We start from the raw sequence: 20672 nt of genomic DNA, 5'->3' as shown, positions 1-20672 counted from the left end.
CAGATGCGAGGCCCGTCAGGCGGCGAGTGCGGCGTCGATGGCGGCGATCAGGCGGGCGTCGTCAGCCGGCACGTCGGGGGCGAAGCGGGCGATGACCTTGCCGTCGCGGCCCACCAGGAACTTCTCGAAGTTCCACAGCACGCCGGGGGCCGGGTTGACGACCAGGTCCGGGTACTTGGCGACCGCACCCTGCAGCTTCTCGCGCATCGGACCTTCGCCGGTGGCGGCCGGCTGGGCCTGGGTCAGCTGCTGGTACAGCGGGTGGATGTCATCGCCAGCCACGCTGATCTTGGCGAACATCGGGAAGCTCACGTTGTATTCCAGCTGGCAGAACTGCTGGATGTCAGCGTCGCTGCCCGGCTCTTGGGCCAGGAAATTGTTGGCCGGGAAGCCCAGCACTTCCAGGCCGGCAGCCTGCTTGTCGGCATACAGTGCCTGCAGGCCTTCGTACTGCGGGGTCAGCCCACACTTGGAGGCGACATTGACCACCAGCAGCACCTTGCCGCGGTAGTCGGCCAGCGAACTGGCCTGGCCTTCAATGGTGGAAACGGGAATGTCGTAGACGGTCTGGCTCACGGGAAATCCTGTGCGAAGTGAAAAGGGCACATCGGAGATGTGCCCTGGGAATGGGAAATCAATCGACGCAGATCGTGCCCTGGGCCACGCCGTTGTCGATGCGCTGGCGGCAGCCGAAGTTCTGGCTCACGTCGGTCTGGCATACACCACGCGCTTTCGCACCGGCCACGAGTTCGGTTTCGCCGTCGGCCAGGCACTGGCCGGTGCAGTCGGTCTTGGCGCTGCAGGCCTTGCCGGCATCCGCGTACGGCTTCACGCACTGCACGCGCTGCAGGCGGCCGAGCGGCTTCATTTCACCGCCGGCGGCGGCACAGCTGGCCGCATCCGCAACGGCTCCTACGGTGCCGGGCGTAGTTGCGGTGGTATCGGTCGGGTGGGACGCGGTGCTGCAACCGGCGAGCACGAACATCAGGGACAACATCAAGCCAAAGCGCATCGGTTCAATCCTTTTGGAAACAATGAAGGCGGGGAGTGCAGTGTGCGGGCAGGAGGTGTCAGTCCTGCGCGAGGGTGGTCTCATCCACGCCGGTATCGTCATCGTCGCCGCTGGCATCGCCCAGCAGCAGATCGGTCTGCTCGCTGCCCAGTGATTCCACCCCGCGCAGGCGGCGTTCGATGGTGCGGGTCTTGCGGCTGGCCTCGCCCAGGCTGCGGCCAACCGTGCTGATCTGCTTTTCGGCCTTTTCCAGGATGCCGGCAAACTTGCCGAACTCGCTCTTCACCGCGCCCAGCAGGCTCCACACTTCACTGGAGCGCTGTTCGATGGCCAGGGTGCGGAAGCCCATCTGCAGGCTGTTGAGCAGCGCGGTCACCGTGGTCGGTCCGGCCACCACCACGCGGTGTTCGCGCTGCAGCAGGTCCACCAGCCCCGGGCGGCGGATCACCTCGGCGTACAGGCCTTCGGTAGGCAGGAACATCACTGCGAAATCGGTGGTGTGCGGCGGCACGATGTACTTGTCGCAGATCGACTTCGCCTGGATCCGGATCGCGCGTTCCAGCTGCGCGCCCTGCACGCGTACGCCATCGGCGTCACCCTGCTCCTGCGCATCGAGCAGGCGCTCGTAGTCTTCGCGCGGGAACTTGGAATCGATCGGCAGCCACACCGGGGTGTCGTCATGGCCGCGCCCGGGCAGGCGCACCGCGATGTCCACCATTTCGCCGCTGTCGGGGCGCACTTTGACGCCGCGTGCGTACTGCTCCTGGGTGAGGGTCTGTTCCAGGATGTTGTCCAGCTGCACTTCACCCCAGCTGCCGCGGTTCTTGACGTTGGTCAGCACCCGCTTGAGGTCGCCCACGCCGGTAGCCAGCTGCTGCATTTCGCCCAGCCCACGCTGCACCTGCTCCAGGCGGTCGGAGACCAGCTGGAACGACGCGCCCAGGCGGGCTTCCAGCGTGGTCTGCAGCTTCTCGTCCACCGTGACCCGCATCTGGTCCAGCTTCTGCGCGTTGTCGGCCTGCAGGTTCTGCAGCTGCTGTTCCAGGGTGGCGCGCATCTCACCGATGCGCTGCTCGTTGCGCTGGGTCATCTCCTGCAGGCGCAGGCCCAGCGATTCGGCCAGGCGCTGCTGCGACTGCCCGGTCTCGTCACGGCCCAGGCGGGCGTCGTCGGCCAGGGTCTGGCGCAGCGCGGCCAGGTGCGCGTCGTTGCGCTGCTGGGCCTGCGCGGCGTCCTCACGGGCCTTGCGCGCGTCTTCGCCCAGCGCATCGCGCAGCAGGTCCAGGCGCTGGTCGGTGCGGGTGGACAGGTCGGTCAGCGCGCGCGCGAAGGTTTCCAGCCGCGCGTCCTGCTGCCGGCCCAGCCCTTCGAGCTGCTCGCGCAGTTCACTGCGGCCGGTCCGCGCTTCTTCGCGCAGGCTCTGCTCAAGGTCGCCATGGCCGGAACGCCGCAGCAGGGCCACCAGCTGCAGGATGAGGACGGCACACAGCAGGCCGCCAAGGATGATGAATTCAGGTTGCATGGAAGAAGTGTAGGCTGAGCCGGTCTCATTCGCTGCGCCGGATCGCTCCATGCTGGATCTTCTGGGAAAGTCGACGTCGATCAACGTGCGCAAGGTGCAGTGGCTGTGCGCCGAACTGGGCCTGCAGTACCGGCAGCTCGGGGCCGACGGCCACGATGCGGATTTCCTCGCGGCCCTGCACCCGCTCAACCCGAACGGCCAGGTACCGGTGATCCGCGATGGCGACTTCGTGCTGTGGGAATCCAACAGCATCTGCCGCTACCTGGCCGCGGCAGCCGGCCGCCACGACCTGCTGCCCCGCGACCCGCGGAGCCGGGCCCGGGTGGAGCAATGGATGGACTGGCAGGCCACCGACCTCAACACCGCCTGGCGGCACGTGTTCATGGCCCGCGTGCGCCAGCACCCGGCCTACCCTGACGATGGCGCCGCGCAGGCCAGCCTGGTGCAGTGGAACCGGCTCATGCAGCACCTGGATCAGCAGCTGGCCGGGACCGGCGCCTACGTGGCCGGCGAGGACTTCACCCTCGCCGACATCGTGCTGGGGCTTTCCACCCAGCGCTGGCGGCTGACCCCGGGCGACAAACCCGAACTGCCGGCCGTGGCGGCGTGGTTCCACCGCCTCGGCCCGCGCCCCGGGTTTGCCCTCCACTGCGACAACGGCGTGGCTTGAGGCTCAGAAGCCTTCCAGCACCACCTTGCCCACCGCGCGGTGGCTTTCGATGTGCGCATGCGCGCGGCGCAGGTTGGCCGCGTCGATGCGGCCGTAGTTCTCGCCCAGCGTGGTGCGCAGCACGCCGCTGTCGACCAGCTCGGCCAGCCGGTTGAGCAGCACGTGCTGCTGTTGCAGGTCGGGCGTGCTGAAGCTGGAGCGGGTGAACATCGATTCCCAGTGCAGCGACAGGCTCTTGCGCTTGAGCGACATCACATCGAGCTGGCCGGGGTCGTCGATCAGGGCCAGCTGGCCCTGCGGTGCCAGCGCGGTGACGATCTGGGCGTAGTGCTGGTCGGTGTGGGTCAGGCTGGCCACGTGGCTGACGGCCTCGATCCCGATCCGGCCCAGGCCTTCGGTCAGCGGCTGGCTGTGGTCGATGACGTGGTGGGCCCCCAGGGCGTACACCCAGTCCTGGGTGTCCGGGCGCGAGGCAGTGCCGATCACGGTCAGCCGGGTCAGCTGGCGCGCCAGCTGGACCAGGATCGAGCCCACCCCGCCGGCCGCACCGATCACCAGCAGGGTCTGGCCTTCACCACCGCCTTCGGCGATGCGCAGGCGGTCGAACAACAGCTCCCACGCGGTGATCGCGGTCAACGGCAGCGCCGCGGCGGCGCCATCGTCCAGGCTGGCCGGCTTGCGGCCCACGATGCGCTCGTCCACCAGCTGGTACTCGGCGTTGCTGCCCGGCCGGTTGATGTCGCCGGCGTAGAAAACCGCATCGCCCGGCTGGAACAGGGTCACCTCGCTGCCCACCGCGTCCACGATGCCTACCGCGTCCCAGCCCAGCACGCGCGGGGCCTCGACGGCCACGCCACGGCGAACCTTGGTGTCCACCGGGTTCACCGACACTGCGCGCACCTGCACCCGCAGGTCGCGCGGGCCCGGGGTCGGCACCGGCAGGGTGATGTCGACCAGCGCAGTCGGGTCGGTGATGGGCAGGCCGTGCTGGGTATAGGCGATGGCTTTCATGGGAAGGTCCTTGGATGAGGCGCTCAGGTTGGCTTGCCCGGCCCCGGCCGGAAAGGCGCAGAATGCAGCAGCACTTTCACTCCTGGAATGAAAATGGTCCGCTTCGAGGATCTTCAGCTGTTCGTCCGTACCGCCGCGCTGGGCAGCTTCTCCAGTGCAGCGCGCGAGGCCGACCTGCTGCCCGGCCAGGTGGCTGCCGCAGTGGCCCGGCTGGAGCGGAAGCTGGACCTGCGCCTGTTCGTGCGTTCCACCCGCAGCCTGCGGCTGACCGCCGAAGGCGTGCTCTACCTTCCCTACGCGCAGGACCTGCTGGATACGCTGCATGAAGGCCAGGCCCGGGTGCGCGGCGAAGATGCCGAGCTGCGCGGCGTGCTCCAGGTGGCCGCGCCCTCTGATCTCGGCCGCAATGTGCTGCTGCCCTGGCTGACCGAGTTCCGCACGGCGCACCCGAAGCTGCAGCTACGCCTGCTGTTGTCCGACCAGGTGGCCGACGTGTTCCGCGACCCGGTGGATATCGCATTCCGGCTGGGCCGCTTCGACACCGCCAGCTACGTGGCGCTGCCGCTGCTGCCGGGCAACCGGCGCGTGCTGTGCGCCGCACCGGCCTACCTGGAGCGGCAGGGTACGCCGGCCTCGCTGGACGCGCTCAAGGATCACCACTGCCTGGTCTACCAGCTGGCCGGGCGTCCCTACGACCGCTGGAGTTTCGAACAGGACGGGCGGCGCGTGGTGGTACCGGTGCGCGGCCAGCTGGTGTGCGATGACGCTGACGTAGTGCGGCGCTGGGCGGTGGCTGGCGAAGGGATCGTGTTCAAGTCGTGGCTGGATGTGGCCGACGATGTGCGCGCCGGGCGCCTGCAGGTGCTGATGGGGGGCGCAGGCGACAGCCTGCCGTTGAACCTGGTGTGCCCGCACCGCAAACAGTTTTCGCCCGCGATCCGCCAGCTGCATGCGTTGTGCGCCCAGCGCCTGCAGCCGATGCTGGCCGATCTGCCGGGACGTGCGCCGTAGCGCTGTCGGCAGCGGGCCGGGTAGCCGACAATGGCGGCCCCCCGAAGTCGAGTCACCGCCATGCCGTGGATGGGCATCCAGGACCTGTGGACCTTTGTCATCGCCGTGCTGGTGTTCCTGGCGCTGCCAGGGCCGGGCACCTTCACCCTGCTCACCGCCACCGGGCGCGGTGGCGTGCGCGGCGGCTATACCGCGCTGTTCGGGCTGCTGCTTGGCGACCAGATCCTCATGTGGCTGGCGGTGGCCGGCGTGGCGGCCCTGCTCAAGGCCAACCCGCTGGTGTTCCACGCGGTGCAGTACCTCGGTGCGGCCTATCTGGTGTGGGTGGGCATCGGCCTGCTGCGGCCCGCGCCGGCCAGCGGTGACACCGGCGGCATCCGGCTGCAGCCGGGGCACTACTTCCGCCAGGCGGTGCTGATCAGCCTGCTCAACCCCAAGGCGATCATCTTCTACATGGCGTTCCTGCCGCTGTTCATCGACCCGGCGCGGCACCAGGGCGTGGTGACGTTCGCGACCATGGCCACGCTGATCTTCGTGCTCAGCCTGGCGTACTGCTCGGCGCTGATCGGGGTGGGCAACCTGTTGCGCCGTCGGATCATCCAGCACCCGCGTGTGGGGGTAGTACTGAAACGCGTCGCGGGGGTTTTCCTGATCGGGTTTGGCGTGCGCCTGGGGCTGAGTGGCTGAACCCTTTTCGGGGTGGGCGTTTGACCTGCATTGCCGGCGCGCGACGATAGGCAACGTCATCGAAATTGCCCTCGGCGATCGATAGCGCGTAATTCTTCCCAGGCGCCGGCAGGTGTCAAATCGTTGCCATCGCGGGCATCCGACCCGTGGCGAGGCAACCGCGAGATGACCACCCCCATGTACTTCGTGCAGCACCTGGCCGGCCACGACGAGCGGCTGCTGGCATTGAGCACCGACCGCGTCGACCTGGCCCATCCGTCGGTTCAGCGGATCGTGGCGGACCTGCAGCCGCTGGACCGCATCGAGCTCCGGGGCTGCCGCTTCGATAGCGCCGCCAGCCTGTTGCTGGGGCTGCGCCGACGCATCTGCGAAGCCGAGGCCGACGCCTGCGGCTGGCGGGTATTCGATGAACGGGGGGTTCTGCGCTGCAAGAAGCTTCCCGACGACACCTGCGTGATCTATCCACAGGGCGCCGACGATGTGGCGCGCTGGGGGCCGTTGATCGCGGCCAGCCGGGTTGTGCCAGATTCGTCAAAGCGGGCTATTTGAAATGATCGTCAAGGGATTCACGACGTCCGGCAGTAGTAATGGTGCGCCGCGTTCGGTCACACTCGGAAAATTGTCGATACCAGTCACTCTGTGAGGTTCCATGTCATCGCTGCTACGGCGCAAGCCGCTCGATTCCGTCACCGTCCATGAAGCCGGCAGGAGCCTGGTTCGTACCCTCAGCTGGCCGCACCTGATCGCCATGGGCATCGGTGCCATCGTCGGTACCGGCATCTACACGCTGATCGGCGTGGGTGCCAATCTCGCCGGCCCCGCGGTACTGATCTCCTTCGCCATCGCCGGTGCGGTCTGCGCCTGCGCGGCGCTGTCCTACGCCGAGTTGTCCACCATGATGCCGGCCGCCGGCAGCGCTTACACCTACAGCTACACCGCGCTGGGCGAAGTCTTCGCCTGGGTGGTCGGCTGGAGCCTGATCCTGGAGTACTCACTGGTGGTGAGTACCGTGGCGGTGGGGTGGTCGGGGTATTTCGTCGGCTTCCTGGAATGGATACACGGCAACACCGGCATCGACCTTCGGCTGCCGTTGGCGCTCTCGGCCGGCCCGCACGTGGAAGGCGGCGTGTTCAACCTGCCCGCGGTGCTCATCACCTGGGTGGTCGCCGGCGGCCTGATGCTGGGCACCAAGGAAAGCGCCACGCTCAATGCGATCCTGGTGGTGCTGAAGATCATCGCGCTGGGCGTGTTCGTCGCCGTGGCGCTGCCCGCGTTCGATTCGGCCAACCTGCACCCGTTCATGCCGCACGGCTTTGCCAAGTCGCTGGGCCCGGATGGCGTGGAGCGTGGCGTGATGGCCGCGGCCGCCATCATCTTCTTCGCCTTCTACGGCTTCGATGCCATCTCCACCGCCGCTGAAGAAACCAAGAACCCGGGCCGTGACCTGTCGATCGGCATCATCGGCTCGATGGTCGGCTGCACCATCATCTACATGCTGGTGGCGCTGGCCGCCGTTGGCGCGATGAGCTACGCGGTGTTTGGCAGCAGTGCCGAACCGCTGGCCCTGATCATGCGTGAACTGGGCCAGCCCAAGGCGGCGGCGGTCATCGGTGTGGTGGCCATCGTTGCGCTGCCCACCGTGCTGCTGGCCTTCCTGTTCGGCCAGAGCCGCGTGTTCTTCGTCATGGGCCGCGACGGCCTGCTGCCGCGCGGCCTGTCGGCAGTGAACAAGCGCACCGGAACCCCGGTGGCCACCACGTTGTTCAGCGCTGCCGTGGTCTCGGCCCTGGCCGGCGTGGCGCGGCTGGACGAGATTGCCGCGCTGGCCAATGCCGGCACGCTGGCGGCCTTCACCGCCGTGGGTATCTGCCTGGTGGTGATGCGCAAGCGTGCACCGGATGCCAAGCGCACCTTCCGCACGCCGATCGCCTGGTTCATCGGCCCGGCCGCAGCGCTGGGCTGCATCTACCTGTTCATCAGCCTGCCGAGCAGCACCCAGCTGTACTTCCTGATCTGGAACGTGATCGGCCTGGCCGTCTATTTCCTCTACAGCCGCCGCAATGCGCTGATCGGCCGTTGAGGCCGTGACGTTGGGGTGCCGGGCGTTGCCCGGCACCCCAACGGTCATTTTTTGTTGGCATGATCCTGCGCCTGCTGCAGCACACGCAGCAGGTTGCCGCCCCAGATCCCGGCGATCTGTTTCTCGGTGTAGCCCTTGCGCAGCAGCCAGGCGGTGATTTTCGGTAGATCGCTCACGTCCTGCAGGTCGGTAAGCCCGCCGCCGCCGTCCCAGTCCAGCCCGATACCCACATGCTCGGGGCCGACCACGCCCAGGATGTGTTCGAAGTGGGCGAAGAAATCGTCCAGGGTTGCCTTGCGCAGCGGCAGGCGCTGGTCGATCTCGGCCAGGCCCTGCTTCAGCTGCACGCCCTGGGCCATGCTCAGGTCGTCGTAATCGGCGCCGATCTGCTTCATCAGGGCGTCTTCGGCCTGCGTTCGCGCCGCGTTCTTGCCGGTGTCGATCAGGTAGCCGCCATAGGCATTCACCTGGATCACCCCGCCGGCCTTGGCCAGCTGCTTCAGGCGCACGTCGTCCAGGTTGCGCGGGTGGTTGTAGATTGCCTTGGCCGAACTGTGCGACAGCACGAACGGCACCGGCATGCGCTGGATCAGGTCATCGAACACCGCATCGGAGGCATGCGACTGGTCGATCACGATGCCGAGCCGTACCGCTTCGTCCACCAATGCCTTGCCGGCCGGGCTCAGGCCCTTCCATTCGGCGCCTTTGGTGTCGGTGGCCGAATCGGCGAACTCGTTGTTGGCGAAGTGCACCGTGCTGAGCAGGCGCAGGCCGGCCTGGTGGTAAAAGCTGAGCAACGTGGGGTCGTCGACCAGCGGACTGGCGTTTTCCATGCTGATGTACACCACGCGCTTGCCGGCCGCCTTGATCCGGGCGGCGTCGGCGGCGGTCAGTGCCAGCGCGAAGGTCTCCGGATGCGCAGCGAGCATCTCGCGGATTTCCATCAACCGCAGCAGGCCCGCATCGCGGTCGTGCTGGTGTGCGGCCGGGCTGCGGTCGCCCTGGTCGGTGTAGATGGCCCAGAACCCGCCATCCAGCGCGCCGTCCACCATACGCGGTAGATCCACCTGCGACAGCGCGTTGTGGTCGTGTCGCTGCTGGATGTCGAAGCCTTCCCGGTGGAAGTTCGCCGGCGTGTCCAGATGGCTGTCGAGGGTAAGCAGTTTCTTCTGCAGGGTGGCAGCGCGCGCAAGCTCCTGCGCGCTGAACTCGATGGCGTGGGCCGACAGCGGCGCACACAGCGCCAGTGACACCAGCAGGAACAGGCTGCGCAACGTCATGACGCCTCTCTTCGGATGGGAATGCGTCAGACCATAGCAAAGCGTACCGACCAGCGGTCGGTACCTACCCTGCCACTTCGCGGTGGGTGCCGACCGTTGGTCGGCACGCGAGGGTCAATCCAGCACGCGGCAGAACACGGCCTTGAGGTAACGCGATTCCTGCACGTGGGCCATGAACGGATGATCCGGGCCGGCGCCGGCGACCTTCAGGATCTGGATGGTGCGCCCGGAGTAGAACGCCGCGCGACGCAGCATGTCCAGGAACTGGTCCTCGGCCACCAGGCCGGTGCACGAGAACGTGGCGAACAGGCCACCCGGCTTGACCACGCCCAGCGCCAGCTTGTTCATGTCCAGGTACTTCTTCAGCGCAGTGATCACCTGGTCGCGGTCGCGGGTCATCTTCGCCGGATCCAGGATCACCACGTCGAACTGCTCGCCGCGGTTGGCCGCGTCGCGCAGCCACGGGAAGATGTCGGACTGCACGAAGCGTGGGCGCACGTTGTTCAGGCGCGCATTGCCCTTGGCGATGGCGATCACGTCTTCGTCGATGTCGATGCCCAGCACATCAGAGGCACCGCGCGCGGCCGCGTACACCGCAAAGCCACCGGTGTTGCAGCACAGGTCCAGCACCGACTTGCCTTCCACTTCCTGGCTCAGCCACTGGCGGTTTTCGCGCTGGTCGGCGAAGAAGCCGGTCTTGTGCGCGCCGGCCGGGTCGGCGCGGAACTTCACGCCGTACTCGGTGATCACCGCCGCTTCGGTGGTGGTGTTGCCGTGGAAGTCGAAGCTTTCCTGCTTCTGCACGTGTTCGTCGGCGAAGCTGTGGAAGCGGCAGCCGGGGAACTGCTCGCGCAGCGCCTCGTAGACCCACTCGCGGTGGCGGAACATGCCGGCGGCGAAGAACTCCACCACCACCAGGTCGCCGTAGCGGTCCACCACCAGGCCGGACAGGCCGTCGCCCTCGCTGTGCACCACGCGCCAGGCATCGGAAATCGCGTCCAGCTTCAGGACATCACGGCGCAGCGACACCGCCTGGGCGATCTTCCGCGAGAACCAGCCGGCATCGACGGGGACGCGCTGGTCGGTCTCGAGGATACGCACGGCGATGCGCGAATGACCGTTGTAGAAGCCACGCCCGATCCACTCCCCATCCACGCCGACCACGTCGACGATGGCGCCGGGTTTCGGGCGGACGGCGGGCTTTTCGACCAGTTTCTGGAAGATCCACGGGTGGCTGGAGCGCCAGGCGTTTTTAAGGCGGACAACGGGATTGGGGACGGTATTCATCTGCCTATTGTAGACGGGCCCCATGGTCCGGCAGGCCGCCCATTTGACGCCAACCCATTCACCCCGCAGAATCGGCCCCAGAAGGGGAGTAGCTCCCAGACGTTGTCGCCGTCAATTCGAGCCCGCAGGCTCCGGTGCAACGGCAGTCCCACCCGGTGGGACTGCGAGCGAGACCTTCGCCGTATGGCGAAGCTCTGTCCCCGGATCCCCTCCGATCCTCCGTTGCAGATCCTCGCCGTCCGGCTTGAGGCATTTCATTCATTCAACGGACAAACTCATGCAGACGATCGGTAATTTGTGGTTGTGGGGCGGCTTCGGCGCGGTGGTGATCATCGCGCTGCTGGTCGATCTGGTACTGATGCGACACGGCGGCCCGCACAAGGTGACCTTCAAGGAGGCCCTGTGGTGGTCGATCGGCTGGGTGGTGCTGGCCCTGGCCTTCAACGGTGGCCTCTGGTACTACCTGAACGAGACCGCCGGCCAGGTGGTGGCCAACAAGGTCGGCCTGGAGTTCCTGACCGGTTACCTGGTCGAGAAGGCCCTGGCGGTGGACAACATCTTCGTGTTCCTGATGATCATGGGTTACTTCGCGGTACCCGAGGAACAGCGGCAGAAGGTGCTGATCATCGGCATCCTGGGTGCGATCGTGCTGCGTACGATCATGATCTTCGCCGGCAGCGTGCTGCTCACCAAGTTCCATTGGCTGCTCTACGTGTTCGGCGCGTTCCTGCTCTTCACCGGCTGGAAGATGTGGTTCTCGGCCGGCCAGGAGCCTGACCTGGAAGCCAACCCGGCCTTGCGCTGGATGCGCAAGCACCTGCGCCTGCTGCCCGATTACGCCGGCAATGCCATGAGCGTCATGCGCGACGGCAAGCGCTGGTACACCCCGCTGTTCGTGGTGCTGATCCTGATTGCCGTCACCGACGTGATCTTCGCGGTGGACAGCATCCCGGCGATCTTCGCCATCACCACCGACCCGTTCATCGTGCTCACCTCCAACGTGTTCGCGGTGCTGGGCCTGCGCGCGATGTTCTTCCTGCTGGCCGGCATGGCCGATCGCTTCCACCTGCTGCCGTACGGCCTGGCTCTGGTGCTGGCCTTCATCGGCGCCAAGATGATGCTGATCGACATCTTCAAGATCCCCACCCCGATCTCGCTGGGCGTGGTTGCGGTGATCATCGCCGCCACCGTGGTGCTGAGCCTGAAGAACCCGCCGAAGACCGGCGACGCGTAACCCCTGATTGCCGCCGGCGGGATTGTCCCGTCGGCGGCACCTCTGTCTCCCGTCGCGTTGCCCTTGTGTTCAGGCTGGCGCGACGCAATCCCTTTGGGTATGAACGCCAACCTGCCCCTGCCTGCCGGCGAGCCGCCGGTCTCTTCCCGCAACGACCGTGGCCGCGTGGTGCGGGCGTTCAACCTGAGCCTGGCCTTCGTGCTGGTGCTGGTGGCGGTATTCACCGCGCAGGGCCACTTCGATTGGCGCCCCTGGGCCGTGGCCCCGCTGGAAAGCGACGGCCTGCTGGGCATCCTCGGTGCGCCGCTGCTGCATGGCTCGGTCCAGCACTTGGCCGCCAATAGCTTTGCTCTATTAATTCTTGGCACTTTGGCAGGGAGCGTCTATCCGAAGGCGACCCTGCGGGCCTTCCCGCTGCTGTGGATCGGCTCCGGGCTGGGCGCCTGGCTGCTCGGCGATATCGGCAGCCGCCACCTGGGCGCCAGCGGCATCACCCACGGCCTGATGTTCCTGGTGTTTGTGCTGGGCCTGCTGCGCCGCGACCGCCCCGCCATTGCGGCCGGCCTGATCGCCTTCCTGTTCTACGGCAGCATGCTCATCACCATCCTCCCACATGAGCCGGGTGTGTCCTGGCAGTCGCACATGGGTGGCGCCTTCGCCGGCATCATCAGCGCGCTGCTGTTCCGCCTGTCCGACCCGATGGCCCCGCGCAAGCGCTACAGCTGGGAAGAAGAAGACGAGGACGCGCTGGAGGCACAGCGCGACAGCGACCTCGAACCGCCCTCCCCGCACCGCGTGCCGGTGCTGTGGCAGCCGCGCGAAGGGCAGGATTTCGTCGTGTTGCCGTTCCGCCCGCGGGATTCGGATTCCTCCCGGTAGGCATCGCAAGGAACGGTAATGCCGTTCCTGACGTCGCTTGCGACGGCCGAGGGGTGCCCGCCAACGGCGGGCATACCGTTGGTCGATGCGCTGCGTGCCGATCATTCTCCGTACCGACCAACGGTCGGTACCTACCTGCGCGGCGTCGTTTTTACGGGGTGCCATCCACCGCTTTGCGCCCCAATGCCGGATCATCGGTGAAAAACGCATCGATCCCGGTGGCCAGGTAGGCGCGCATCTCCGCCACCGACCCGTCGGGATTGCGCGTGTTGGGCTCACCCTTGCGGAATTCGGCGGCCATGAAGGCATTCTCCGGCCGGAACGTATACGGCACCACCATCAGGCCTACCGCGTGCGCATCGCGCACCAGTGAGGTCGGCGGGCCGAGGCGACCGTTGGCATCCAGCGGAATCACCATGCGCAAGCTGGGTCCAATGCCATCGGCATAGCCGGCGATCTGGTCCAGCCCGGCGGGCGTGATCATGTCGACATAGCGCTGGCTGCCCTTGGCGGCGAGCACGTCGCCCGGCTGCTGCTTCGGGTCGCCCAGCAGCTGCAGCAGGCGGATGTTGCTGTCGCGGCCGAGCTTGGCGCGCAGATAGCGCAGGTTGCCCACCTCGAACGACTGGATCGTCACCGGGGCCACGCGGGTATACGGGTTGGCCTGGAGGGTTTTCACCAGCAGGTCTTCCATCGGCAGGCCGATGCCCTTGAAGTAGGTGCCGTGCTTGATCTCCGGCACCAGCCCGATCCCGCGCCCGGCGCGACCGGCCTGCTGGACCAGGAAGGTGACGATCTCGTCCAGCGTGGCAATGCGGAACTGGCCGTCGAAGGCGGTGCTGCGCAGCTGCGGCAGGCGCTCGCGGGCGTACAGGGCCTTCAGCTCGGCCAGGGTGAAGTCTTCGGTGAACCAGCCTTCGATGCGTTCGCCATCGATGGTCTTGGTCGTTCTGCGGCTGGCGAACTCGGGATGGGTGGCCACATCGGTGGTGCCACTGATCTCGTTCTCGTGCCGCGAGACCAGCACGCCGTCCTTGGTCATCACCAGGTCCGGTTCGATGTAGTCGGCACCATCGGCAATGGCCTGCGCGTAGGCGGCCAGGGTGTGTTCGGGCAGCAGCGCGCTGGCGCCGCGATGGCCGTACACCGCCGCCTTGCGCGGCGCGGGTGGGGAAGATTCAGCGCTCATGGCCACCGATGGTGCCACGGCCAGCGAGAACAGCAACGCACAACCCCACAACGACTTCGACACTGCAAACCCCTGTTGGTACCGCCCCGCCGACGCGGCGGGGCCGGAGACGTGGCGCATTCTGCCAGCGCGGTGTTACAGCCGGAAGAAGAGGTTACTTCCCGATACAGAAGCTCGAGAAAATCCGCCCCAGCAGGTCATCGGCGCTCATCCGGCCGGTGATCTCGCCCAGCGCCTCATGCGCCAGCCGCAGCTCCTCGGCGGCCAGCTCCAGGTGTTCATGCACCAGCTCTGCTTCGGCGCGCTCGGCGTGGCCGACGGCCAGGGTGATCGCTTCCACGTGGCGGGCGCGGGCGGAAAACTCGCCCTCCACGCTGTCGCCGGCGCTGCCGCTGGCCAGCTCGCGCAGGCGTGTGTGCAGGCGGTCGAGGCCCTGGCCGGTGGCGGCCGAGACGTGCACCACGTTGGCATCGATGTCGGCCGGCAGTGCCTCGAGCAGGTCGCTCTTGTTGTGGATCCACAACTGCAGCGGCACCTCGGCGATGGCATCGGCCACCGCGGCGTGGCCGGCCTGCGGGTCGCGCGCATCGAGCACGATGATGGCCAGGTCGGTGCGCTGCATCTCCGCGCGCGCACGCCGCATGCCTTCGCGTTCAATGGCATCGCCGCCATCGCGCAGGCCGGCGGTGTCGACCAGGGTAAGCTCCAACCCATCAATGCGGATCGTTTCGCGCAGGGTGTCGCGAGTGGTACCGGCAATGTCGGTAACGATCGCGCGTTCGCTGCCGGCCAGCGCATTGAGCAGCGAGCTCTTGCCTGCGTTGGGCGGGCCGACCAGCACGGCGTGCAGGCCATCGCGCAGGCGGCGGCCGCGTTCGGCATCGTCGCGCAGCGTCGCCAGCGCCAACTGCACTTCGCCCAGGCCCTGCCGAACCTGATCGCCGCCCAGGGTGTCGAGTGGTTCGTCGGCGAAGTCGATCGCGGCTTCCACATGGATGCGCAGGCGCACCAGCTGCTCGCCGGCATCTTCCACCCGGCGCGAGAACACGCCGTCCAGCGAGCGCCGCGCCGCGCGCGCGGCACGGGTATCGCTGGCCGCGATCAGGTCGGCGATGGCCTCGGCCTGGGCCAGGTCGAGCTTGCCGTTGAGGAAGGCGCGCTCGCTGAATTCCCCTGGCCGTGCCTGTCGCGCGCCGAGCGCGATGCAGCGACCGACCAGCTGCTGCAGCACCACCGGGCTGCCGTGGCCCTGCAGCTCCACCACGTCTTCGCCGGTGAAGCTGCGCGGATTCGGGAAGTACAGGGCGATGCCGTCATCCAGCACTTCGCCGGCGGCATCGCGGAAGCGCGCGTAGTGCGCGTGCCGCGGCTGCAGTTGCGGGCAGCCCAGATCCACGGCGATGCGCAGCGCCTGCGGGCCGGACACGCGCAGCATGCCCACGCCCCCGGCACCGGGCGCGGTGGCGATGGCAACGATGGTGTCGGTGGCGGCGTTCATGGCTCAGAGCTTCTCCAGCTGTGCGCGGGCCTGGGCAGCGCCGCTGCCCTGCGGCTGCAGCGCCAGGTAGGTGGTGTAAGCCTGCCTGGCCTTGGTCTTGTCGCCGGCGTGGAAATAGGCATCGCCCAGGTTGAGGTGGGCTACCGCACGTGACGGGTCGATCTTCAGCGTGTTTTCCAGCCAGCGTGCCGCTTCAGCGTAACGCTGCTGGCGGTAGTAGACGAAGCCGAGGTTGTTGGCCGCCTGGGCGAAGTCCGGTCGCAGCTTCAGCGCTTCGGTGAACTGGGCAACGGCCTCGTCATAGCGCTTCTCGCGGTACAGCTGCAGGCCCCGGTCGTTGGCCTGCTGCGCGCGCTGGCGGTCGGAGGTCGGCACGGCGGCCGGCACCACCAGCGTGCTCTTGCCGCCCTGCAGGTCGGCCACGGTCACCGGCGCCTCGCCAGCGGGCTTGGCGTCCTGCGCGGCATCCACCCGGTTGTTGAGCGCGATCGCGTCCGCCGACAGCTGCCGGGTATCGGCAGTGAGGTATTCCTGGCTGTCGGGCACCTGGAACACGAACTCGCCACCCTGCGAACCGGGCAGGCTGCCGAACGCCGGGGTCTGCCGCGACACCGCCGACACCGCCGGCGCCACGTAGGCCGCCAGTTCGGTGCCGGTGATCAGGCCATCGCCATTGAGGTCGCCCTTGCCTGCCAGCGCCTGCAGCAGCACCCAGGTGAACACCGAATGGCCGTTCGGGCCGCTGTCGGCCACCTGCTGGTCGCTGCCACCGGCGGTGAGCATCTGCCGCGCGCTGCGCTTGGCGTTCTCGCGCAGGAAGGCCGACGACGAGGGGCCGCCACGGGTCAGGCCCAGGCCGCTGTAGCAGGCATCCATCACGAACATCACGTGCTTGGCCTGCATGCTTTCGGCGATGTTCTGGATGTCGGTCATCGCGATGGCATCGGTGGCGAACTCGTTGGGGTCCGAATCCACCGGGATGATGTAGCCCAGGTCGCGGCCCGACGCCAACCGCCGCGTGGCGCCATGGCCGGCGAAGAACACGAACACGCGGTCGTTGCGCCCGGTGCGGTCATCGGCCAGGCGGTCGTGGAAGGCGGCCAGGATGTTGTTGCGGGTGGCCTGTTTGTCCTTCAGCACGATCACCTGCGAGGACGGGAACCTGAACTGCCCGGTCAACGTATCGGCGATGGCCTGCGCATCGTGGCTGGCGTATTCCAGCCGCGGCCACTTGGCGTACTCGTCGATGCCGATCACGATCGCCCACGACTTCTCGTAGCCGGTGGTGACGGTGGCTTCGCTGGCAGCAGCGCTGCGCGGGCGGCTGACGGTGAACTCGCGGCCATTCCAGCCGGCGAACTGGTAGCCCTCGGCAATCAGCCGGTCCAGGATCTGCGGCAGTGCCTTCACCGCGCGGTCGTGGATGTCGTGGAACAGGATGATCCCGCGCTGTTCCTTCTGCACCTGGCCCAGCACGCGCTGCACGATCGATTCGGGCACCGGGTCGGCCCAGTCCATCGAATCGATGTTCCACATGATCGACTTCAGGCCGGCCTCGTTGAGCAGCTGCAGGCCTTCGGCGTTGCGCGCGCCATAGGGGAAGCGGAACAGCGGCGCGCGGCGCTTGTCCACGTCCTTGAGCAGCGTGTCGGTCACCAGCACCTGCTGGCGCAGCGCTTCGCCGGTGGTGCGTGACAGCTGCGCGTGGGTCAGGCTGTGGTTGCCCACCGCGTAGCCCTGTTCCATCAGGTTGCGGCTGATACCGGCCATCGGACCCAGCTTCACGCTGCCATCGGCATGCACTTCGCCCAGGTTGCGGCCCACTTCGAAGAACACGCCCGGCACGTCGTAGCGCTTGAGGATGGCCACCACTTCGTCGGTGTAGGCCTTGTGCGGGCCATCATCGAAGGTGAGCACCACGGTCTTGGGCGGCAGGTCGCGGCCGAAGATCTCGCGGTCGCTGTCCTTCATCGACATCGGATAAGGCTCGATCACGCCGTAATCGCGCAGGATCGCCTCGCGGCTGTACTGCTTGTGCAGGTGGGCCAGGTAGTCGTCCCACTTCTCGCGCTTGAGGGTGATCGCGCGGGTGCGGTCGAAGCGGCTGAAGATGTTGGTGATTTCCTGGTTGTAGTTGCGCTCGATCTCATCGAGCGCGTCCAGGTCCTCGCCCACGCGCTGGTGCAGCTTCACCGCCGGCAGCGACGAATCGGTGCCGATGCGCTCGTGCAGGTCGCGCAGCACTTCGCGGAACGCCAGGCGGTCGGCGTCGTACAGCTCCGGCGCCGATTCGATGTAGTCCAGCACCGTGCCCAGGGTGGCAAAGCGCTGCGGGCTGCCGCCGCGCAGCAACGCATCGAACTGGGCGGCAATGGACTGGCGTTGGTCCAGCCCGTCGTGGAACAACTGCTGGCCGATGCGGCTGGAGGTGTCACGGTCACGCGCGGACTGCTGCGCTTCGTCGGCCAGCAGCACGATGATGCGGCGGTGGCCGTCGAGCTGCTTCTGCAGGGCGGTGAGCAGCGGCGCGGCCGCGGGGTCGGCGGAGGCCGCAGCCTGCGCGCTGGGCTGCGTCGGGGTGGGCGTTGCCGGGGCGGCGGGGTCGTTGTTGCCGCAGCTGGCAACGGCCAGGGTCAGCAGCAGCAGGGACGGCAGGCGGAACAACGACGACGCACGGGGCATGGGGGGCTCGGTGAGGTGCTGCGGGTGGGTGAGTGCAGGCGATTGTATCGCCGGCAAAGAAAAACCCGCCGGAGGGCGGGTTTTTCAGGGGTTTTATTTTTTGGCGGTGGCCGGGACCGGGTCGCCGCCATGGCGCTTGGTCATCCACCACTGCTGCAGCAGGCCCAGGCCGCCGTTGACCACCCAGTACAGGACCAGGCCGGACGGCATGAAGGCCATCATGACGCCGAAGATCAGCGGCATCATCTGCATCATCTTGGCCTGCATCGGGTCCATGCCCGGCGCCGGGGTCAGCTTCTGGGTGGCCCACATCACCGCCACGTTGATCACCGGCAGGATGAAGTAGGGGTCGCGTGCGGTCAGGTCCTGGATCCAGCCCAGCCACGGCGCCTGGCGCAGTTCCACCGATTCCACCAGCACCCAGTACAGGGCGAAGAAGATCGGCATCTGGATGAGGATCGGCAGGCAGCCGCCCATCGGATTGATCTTCTCTTTCTTGTACAGCTCCATCATCGCGGTCTGGAACTTCTGGCGGTCATCGCCATAGCGTTCCTTGAGCTGCGCGATGCGCGGCTGGAAGCGACGCATCTTGGCGCCGCTCTTGTACTGCACCGCCGACAGCGGGTACAGCACCAGCTTCAGCAGCACCACCAGGCCCACGATGGCCCAGCCCCAGTTGTTGACGACCTTGTGGACCTGGTTCAACACCCAGAACAGGCCCTGGCCGATCACGGCCATGATCGAGAAGCGGCTGTAATCGACAACGCGATCCAGGCCCGGCACATCTTCCTTGGCGATCTGGTTGACCAGCTTCGGGCCCACCCACAGGCGTGCCTCGCTGCTCACCTGCTGGCCCGGGGCCACGGTGAACGCCGGGCCGGTGGCCTGGATCTGGTCGCGGCCATCATGCTGGGACAGCGAGTAGTTCGCGGCCTGGTCCTTCTGCGGCACCCACGCGGTGAAGAAGTGGTGCTGCAGCATCGCCACCCAGCCACCGGTGACCTGCTGGTTCAGCGGGCCATCGTCCAGGTAATCCTTGAAAGCCCGGCGCTGGTACTTGCCGTCCTTGTCGAACCAGGTGGCGCCGTTGAAGCTGAACGAGTCCGGGTTGGTCATGCTGCGCGACAGGATCGTCGGCGTGCGGTCCAGGGTGCGGTACACGTAGCCGCTCCACGGGGCGGTGCCGGCGTTGATCACTTCGTCCTTGACCTTGACCGCGTATTCATTGCGGTTGACGGTGAAGGTGCGGCGGATGCTCACGCCATTCGGACCATTCCACACGAACGGGATCTGCAGTTCGTTCTGGCCCTTGGCCAGCACGAAGTCCTTGGCATCGCCCACCAGCGTGAAGCCGTTGGCTTCCGGCACCGGCATGCTCTTGTCCTGGCTGGTCCAGCCGGTCACCGCGCGGTACGGGTGAGCCGGGTCTTCGGTCAGCAGGCGCACCGGCGGGCTGCCGTCGTCCTTGGTCTGCGGGAACTGCAGCAGCTCCGCATCCAGCACGGAGCCGCCGTCGAGCACCAGGCGCAGCACGTCGGTGGTCACGGTCACGCGCGGCGCGCCGGCCTGGGCCTGCGCGGTCGGCTGGGTGGCCGGGGCACTGCCCGGGGCCTGCGGCACGTTGGCAGCGGGCACGGCGCCCGTTGCACCCGGCACCGGTGCCTGGGTCTGGGCGGCCACCGGCGCGGTAGGCGCCGGCTGGGCCTTGTCGCTACCCCACTGCATCCACAGCAGGATGGCCACCATCAGCCAGGCAACAATCAGGAAAACGCGGGTCTGGTTCATCAGCGTGCAGGCTCGACGGGGCCGGCAGCAGGTGCCGGCTCGGACTGGGAAAGGGGTGCAACCCCGGGCGGCGGCATTGTGCCGTCCGCGCCCGGCATGGGCAATGCGCCCAGCCGGCGCAGCAGGCGCTCGAAGGCCTGGCGGATCTCGGAATTACTTGCGGTACGGGCGGAACTGCGGGCAACCACGACGTAATCGCCGGACGTCATCCACGGCCGTAGGTGGCGGGTGGCGTCGCGCAGCACTCGCTTGATACGGTTGCGACCCACGGCTCGGGGATCGACTTTGCGCGAAACGGCAAGACCCAGCCTGGCCGGCGTGTCGCTCTTCAGCCAGTGCAGGGTCATCAGCGGTTCGGACACACGGCGGGCGCCGTTGAAGACCGTTGTATATTCGGCACGCGTACGAACCCGCGCAGAGCGAGGAAATCGCTTGCGCGGGTCGGAACTGCTCACAGTCAGGATTGCGTCTGCCGCGGGAAGCGGCATTGCAATCAAGCGCTCAGGACTTTACGGCCCTTGGCGCGGCGACGCGACAGGATCTTGCGGCCGTCAGCGGTCTTCATACGGGCACGGAAGCCATGGTCGCGCTTACGCTTGAGGTTGCTGGGTTGGAAAGTGCGCTTGGTGGCCATGCGGGCCTCTATATGAAGGGGACGGAAAGAACCGGAAATTCTATAGACCTACCCCGGGGCGCGTCAAGCCCATGTCACTACGGGATTTCACCGGCCTGTGCAATAGCTGTGGATCATTTTGTGAATAACTTCGGGACAACCATTCCCGGCACCCTGCGTCGGTGGTAGTCTGCGCCATCCATTCTTTCCCCTTCCGGCCTGCGGCACGGCG

18 protein-coding genes and 1 pseudogene are annotated in these 20672 nt (G+C 67.2%); 7 read left to right on the top strand and 12 right to left on the bottom strand.

Features of this window, described 5'->3' with window-relative positions; all coding sequences use genetic code 11:
- Window positions 1-15 precede the first annotated feature (15 nt).
- Genes V9K91_RS16095 through rmuC form a run of 3 tightly spaced genes read right to left on the bottom strand, consistent with a single transcriptional unit; the run spans window position 16 to window position 2534 of the window.
- Window positions 16-576 carry a glutathione peroxidase gene (locus V9K91_RS16095; RefSeq protein ID WP_184126375.1) on the bottom strand — a complete coding sequence of 187 codons (561 nt, stop codon included), beginning with the start codon at window positions 574-576 and terminating at the stop codon, window positions 16-18.
- A 58-nt stretch (window positions 577-634) separates the two neighbouring features.
- Complete coding sequence (locus tag V9K91_RS16090) at window positions 635-1012, bottom strand: hypothetical protein (RefSeq protein ID WP_336443594.1); 378 nt, start codon at window positions 1010-1012, stop codon at window positions 635-637.
- A gap of 58 nt (window positions 1013-1070) precedes the next feature.
- Window positions 1071-2534 carry a DNA recombination protein RmuC gene (gene rmuC / locus V9K91_RS16085; RefSeq protein ID WP_336443595.1) on the bottom strand — a complete coding sequence of 488 codons (1464 nt, stop codon included), beginning with the start codon at window positions 2532-2534 and terminating at the stop codon, window positions 1071-1073.
- Window positions 2535-2583: 49 nt separating this feature from the next.
- On the opposite strand from rmuC, the gene V9K91_RS16080 reads away from it, so the two are divergent.
- The gene (locus tag V9K91_RS16080; protein ID WP_336443596.1) at window positions 2584-3204 is read left to right on the top strand and encodes a glutathione S-transferase N-terminal domain-containing protein; all 621 of its coding nucleotides are present in this window, start codon (window positions 2584-2586) and stop codon (window positions 3202-3204) included.
- A 3-nt stretch (window positions 3205-3207) separates the two neighbouring features.
- Here the strand turns inward: V9K91_RS16080 and V9K91_RS16075 are convergent, their stop codons facing one another.
- The gene (locus tag V9K91_RS16075; RefSeq protein WP_336443597.1) at window positions 3208-4215 is read right to left on the bottom strand and encodes a zinc-binding alcohol dehydrogenase family protein; all 1008 of its coding nucleotides are present in this window, start codon (window positions 4213-4215) and stop codon (window positions 3208-3210) included.
- An 87-nt stretch (window positions 4216-4302) separates the two neighbouring features.
- Between V9K91_RS16075 and V9K91_RS16070 the strand changes: the two are divergent.
- The 4 genes and pseudogenes from V9K91_RS16070 to V9K91_RS16055 form a co-directional block, all read left to right on the top strand.
- Window positions 4303-5270 (top strand): annotated as a pseudogene (locus V9K91_RS16070) (LysR family transcriptional regulator); the annotation flags it as partial.
- Window positions 5271-5286: 16 nt separating this feature from the next.
- Window positions 5287-5913 carry a leucine efflux protein LeuE gene (gene leuE / locus V9K91_RS16065; RefSeq protein ID WP_249833380.1) on the top strand — a complete coding sequence of 209 codons (627 nt, stop codon included), beginning with the start codon at window positions 5287-5289 and terminating at the stop codon, window positions 5911-5913.
- 165 nt (window positions 5914-6078) lie between these two features.
- Window positions 6079-6462, top strand: a complete 384-nt coding sequence (locus V9K91_RS16060) for a hypothetical protein (protein WP_249833381.1) — start codon at window positions 6079-6081, stop codon at window positions 6460-6462.
- Between the two features lie 100 nt (window positions 6463-6562).
- Complete coding sequence (locus V9K91_RS16055; RefSeq protein WP_217537877.1) at window positions 6563-7993, top strand: amino acid permease; 1431 nt, start codon at window positions 6563-6565, stop codon at window positions 7991-7993.
- 44 nt (window positions 7994-8037) lie between these two features.
- Here the strand turns inward: V9K91_RS16055 and V9K91_RS16050 are convergent, their stop codons facing one another.
- Window positions 8038-9273, bottom strand: coding sequence for a dipeptidase (locus tag V9K91_RS16050; RefSeq protein WP_249833382.1), 1236 nt, complete (start codon window positions 9271-9273; stop codon window positions 8038-8040).
- Window positions 9274-9387: 114 nt separating this feature from the next.
- The gene (locus V9K91_RS16045; protein WP_068848004.1) at window positions 9388-10560 is read right to left on the bottom strand and encodes a class I SAM-dependent rRNA methyltransferase; all 1173 of its coding nucleotides are present in this window, start codon (window positions 10558-10560) and stop codon (window positions 9388-9390) included.
- A 277-nt stretch (window positions 10561-10837) separates the two neighbouring features.
- Here V9K91_RS16045 and V9K91_RS16040 point away from each other — a divergent pair, with 277 nt between their 5' ends.
- Both V9K91_RS16040 and V9K91_RS16035 read left to right on the top strand, forming a co-directional pair.
- Window positions 10838-11794, top strand: a complete 957-nt coding sequence (locus V9K91_RS16040; protein ID WP_249833383.1) for a TerC family protein — start codon at window positions 10838-10840, stop codon at window positions 11792-11794.
- A 99-nt stretch (window positions 11795-11893) separates the two neighbouring features.
- Window positions 11894-12673 carry a rhomboid family intramembrane serine protease gene (locus tag V9K91_RS16035; protein WP_068848008.1) on the top strand — a complete coding sequence of 260 codons (780 nt, stop codon included), beginning with the start codon at window positions 11894-11896 and terminating at the stop codon, window positions 12671-12673.
- A 151-nt stretch (window positions 12674-12824) separates the two neighbouring features.
- Here V9K91_RS16035 and V9K91_RS16030 read toward each other — a convergent pair whose 3' ends face one another.
- From V9K91_RS16030 to rpmH, 6 genes are all read right to left on the bottom strand, one after another.
- Window positions 12825-13862 (bottom strand): glycerophosphodiester phosphodiesterase, encoded by a 1038-nt coding sequence (locus tag V9K91_RS16030; protein ID WP_336443652.1) that lies wholly within the window; start codon window positions 13860-13862, stop codon window positions 12825-12827.
- A gap of 154 nt (window positions 13863-14016) precedes the next feature.
- On the bottom strand, window positions 14017-15360 hold the full coding sequence (mnmE, locus tag V9K91_RS16025) for a tRNA uridine-5-carboxymethylaminomethyl(34) synthesis GTPase MnmE (RefSeq protein ID WP_336443598.1): 1344 nt from the start codon (window positions 15358-15360) through the stop codon (window positions 14017-14019).
- A 3-nt stretch (window positions 15361-15363) separates the two neighbouring features.
- On the bottom strand, window positions 15364-18042 hold the full coding sequence (locus V9K91_RS16020; RefSeq protein WP_306990327.1) for a polysaccharide deacetylase family protein: 2679 nt from the start codon (window positions 18040-18042) through the stop codon (window positions 15364-15366).
- 93 nt (window positions 18043-18135) lie between these two features.
- Complete coding sequence (gene yidC, locus V9K91_RS16015) at window positions 18136-19827, bottom strand: membrane protein insertase YidC (protein WP_068848015.1); 1692 nt, start codon at window positions 19825-19827, stop codon at window positions 18136-18138.
- Window positions 19827-20315 (bottom strand): ribonuclease P protein component, encoded by a 489-nt coding sequence (gene rnpA, locus V9K91_RS16010; RefSeq protein ID WP_083214014.1) that lies wholly within the window; start codon window positions 20313-20315, stop codon window positions 19827-19829. The genes yidC and rnpA overlap by 1 nt, the downstream gene beginning before the upstream one ends.
- Before the next feature lie 5 nt (window positions 20316-20320).
- Window positions 20321-20461: a 50S ribosomal protein L34 gene (rpmH, locus tag V9K91_RS16005; RefSeq protein WP_006404565.1), complete on the bottom strand. Its 141-nt coding sequence runs from the start codon at window positions 20459-20461 to the stop codon at window positions 20321-20323.
- Window positions 20462-20672 lie beyond the last annotated feature (211 nt).

The sequence above is a fragment of the Stenotrophomonas sp. CCNWLW57 genome, from assembly GCF_037203925.1.
In the GTDB taxonomy this organism is placed as follows: Bacteria; Pseudomonadota; Gammaproteobacteria; order Xanthomonadales; family Xanthomonadaceae; genus Stenotrophomonas; species Stenotrophomonas rhizophila_A.
The sequence above is the reverse complement of the archived record's forward strand: the minus strand, read 5'-3'. Positions and strand labels throughout refer to the sequence as shown.

What these genes read in the sequence shown, in the direction of transcription:
- V9K91_RS16090 (WP_336443594.1), bottom strand. Translation starts at nt 1,012, where the DNA reads ATGCGCTTTGGCTTGATGTTGTCCCTGATGTTCGTGCTCGCCGGTTGC.
- rmuC (WP_336443595.1), bottom strand. Translation starts at nt 2,534, where the DNA reads ATGCAACCTGAATTCATCATCCTTGGCGGCCTGCTGTGTGCCGTCCTC.
- V9K91_RS16080 (WP_336443596.1), top strand. Translation starts at nt 2,584, where the DNA reads ATGCTGGATCTTCTGGGAAAGTCGACGTCGATCAACGTGCGCAAGGTG.
- V9K91_RS16075 (WP_336443597.1), bottom strand. Translation starts at nt 4,215, where the DNA reads ATGAAAGCCATCGCCTATACCCAGCACGGCCTGCCCATCACCGACCCG.
- leuE (WP_249833380.1), top strand. Translation starts at nt 5,287, where the DNA reads ATGCCGTGGATGGGCATCCAGGACCTGTGGACCTTTGTCATCGCCGTG.
- V9K91_RS16060 (WP_249833381.1), top strand. Translation starts at nt 6,079, where the DNA reads ATGACCACCCCCATGTACTTCGTGCAGCACCTGGCCGGCCACGACGAG.
- V9K91_RS16055 (WP_217537877.1), top strand. Translation starts at nt 6,563, where the DNA reads ATGTCATCGCTGCTACGGCGCAAGCCGCTCGATTCCGTCACCGTCCAT.
- V9K91_RS16050 (WP_249833382.1), bottom strand. Translation starts at nt 9,273, where the DNA reads ATGACGTTGCGCAGCCTGTTCCTGCTGGTGTCACTGGCGCTGTGTGCG.
- V9K91_RS16045 (WP_068848004.1), bottom strand. Translation starts at nt 10,560, where the DNA reads ATGAATACCGTCCCCAATCCCGTTGTCCGCCTTAAAAACGCCTGGCGC.
- V9K91_RS16040 (WP_249833383.1), top strand. Translation starts at nt 10,838, where the DNA reads ATGCAGACGATCGGTAATTTGTGGTTGTGGGGCGGCTTCGGCGCGGTG.
- V9K91_RS16035 (WP_068848008.1), top strand. Translation starts at nt 11,894, where the DNA reads ATGAACGCCAACCTGCCCCTGCCTGCCGGCGAGCCGCCGGTCTCTTCC.
- V9K91_RS16030 (WP_336443652.1), bottom strand. Translation starts at nt 13,862, where the DNA reads ATGAGCGCTGAATCTTCCCCACCCGCGCCGCGCAAGGCGGCGGTGTAC.
- mnmE (WP_336443598.1), bottom strand. Translation starts at nt 15,360, where the DNA reads ATGAACGCCGCCACCGACACCATCGTTGCCATCGCCACCGCGCCCGGT.
- V9K91_RS16020 (WP_306990327.1), bottom strand. Translation starts at nt 18,042, where the DNA reads ATGCCCCGTGCGTCGTCGTTGTTCCGCCTGCCGTCCCTGCTGCTGCTG.
- yidC (WP_068848015.1), bottom strand. Translation starts at nt 19,827, where the DNA reads ATGAACCAGACCCGCGTTTTCCTGATTGTTGCCTGGCTGATGGTGGCC.
- rnpA (WP_083214014.1), bottom strand. Translation starts at nt 20,315, where the DNA reads ATGCCGCTTCCCGCGGCAGACGCAATCCTGACTGTGAGCAGTTCCGAC.
- rpmH (WP_006404565.1), bottom strand. Translation starts at nt 20,461, where the DNA reads ATGGCCACCAAGCGCACTTTCCAACCCAGCAACCTCAAGCGTAAGCGC.